This is a genomic window from Desulfobulbaceae bacterium (genome assembly GCA_015231515.1).
Classification (GTDB): domain Bacteria; phylum Desulfobacterota; class Desulfobulbia; order Desulfobulbales; family VMSU01; genus JADGBM01.
Window position 1 is genome coordinate 1 of the sequence record JADGBM010000206.1, and the last position, 1,713, is coordinate 1,713.

Annotated in this window: 2 protein-coding genes; both read right to left on the reverse strand. The window is 44.6% G+C overall.

Annotation, left to right across the window (positions count from 1 at the left end; translation table 11 throughout):
- Positions 1 to 37: 37 nt before the first annotated feature.
- Positions 38 to 454 (reverse strand): hypothetical protein, encoded by a 417-nt coding sequence (locus tag HQK80_16300; GenBank protein ID MBF0223751.1) that lies wholly within the window; start codon positions 452 to 454, stop codon positions 38 to 40.
- Positions 455 to 537: 83 nt separating this feature from the next.
- Positions 538 to 1,713 (reverse strand): ShlB/FhaC/HecB family hemolysin secretion/activation protein (locus tag HQK80_16305; protein MBF0223752.1); only part of this gene is annotated, 1,176 nt, incomplete at its 5' end.

A 1,713-nucleotide genomic window follows, 5' to 3' on the forward strand; every position in this document is an offset into this window, starting at 1 on the left:
CTTGCCATGATTGTTCGGCAGGTTTTAGATGGAAAAACTAATAAGAAATAAAGGGTTTTTGTGAAATGAGACACTTTGTCGATTTCAAAAGAGGCCTGCGGTGGAGTAACAGTATGAAAATATCAAGTGGAAGTAAAAGATTCTTGGAAATAAAGTTAAAACGTTCATCTTTAAACAGATTGTGGCTGATTGTGATCAGATCGGCACCTTTCTCTCTGACAGCGTCGTAAAAATCATCCGATTTTTCAACAAAGGAAACCTTGAATTTCACCTTCCTATCATATTTTTCCTGTATGCTCTGCTCAAACTGTTCAACAAATCCCCGAGGCGCATAGCCACCCCACACCAGAAGGCGCAACACATCCTCTCCTCCAGAAGATGACGAGGGTGAGGCTATACAAAGAATAAATAGAGCGATTATCAGTATTTTTAGTGCATCTACAAAGAGTTTCATGAAAGATGTTTGAAAACCCAAAGAATCCCAACACAAAAAGGGTAATTTGATGCCCATTGATTAAAAGCCAACCAATGGGTGGGTTAGAAAATATTTGATTGCAGGTAAAAATGCACCCTGACATCGGCTTGATCAGGCTCGCGTTCACCGAGCGGAACAGCAAAATGGAGACGCCCGGAAAGCCACTTTGAAAAGGAAAAGTCCAGACCACACCCCACACTTGTTAAAAAATCGTCATGATTGATTGAAGCACCACCGGCCTTAAAGGGAAAGGCCCCACCATGATCGACAAAGCCAAAGCCACTTATTTGATTATTCAGAAAGTTGGCCGCCTCCCCAGAGAATTTCAAAGGGACGTTAATTTCAGCGCTGACGTAGTAGCCCTGATCACCACTCAAAGCACCTTCCGTGTAGCCCCTGACCGATGACGTGCCGCCTAACTGAAACTGATCAAAGGCCGGTAAAAGCTCTGAGTCAGCCAACTGACCACTGGCTTTTACAACTGAGGTCATCTTTTCGTTGACCCGGTGCATCCAGACAAGATCCCCGTTATACTTTAAAAACTGCAGATCATCCTGGTCGTTGTCCCGCCCATGGGTGAACGTATGCCTGGTCTTCCAGAAACCATTGTCCGTGGAATACTCGTAATCAACACCCATGCCGGTATCCCTGCTGATCACTTCACCGTTAATTATTCCAGCATATTCAGTTGTTGACTTTTTGCGATGATATTCAGCAAAAACAGAGAGTTTCTTCCTGGAGTCAACCAGAAGTGGATGGCTCAAACGGCCACCTACATCGGACGAATCACCGGTAATTTGAAGGGGCTCAAACGGCCCAGACTTCACCTCTATCTGGTTAAAGTTGTATGACCCATCAAACCGGGCACCTTTGGTAGAGATAGGAACACTATACATAAAAGAACCAGACTCCGTTCCGTCAGCAACAACAGCTCCAATGGTAAGCTGATCCCGATACCCAAAAAGGCTGGCATCTTTAAAAAAAGCACCAAGTCGTTCTCTGCCGGTCACTTTGCTTCCCGCGTTATCAGCAAAGGCTATCAATTCGTATTGAGCCGGCTCGTCAGCAATCAAATTATAGTCAGAGGTCCCAACTTTTTGCCCTGGCTTCAGCTCCGCCCGAATCTGCACGTCCCAAATTCTGTTAAATTGAACAATTTCACTTTCAAGAACTTTAAGGTCAATTAAATCATCGCTCGCCACATCAATCCGTTTAGAGATAAAATCGCCCTTGGTGTA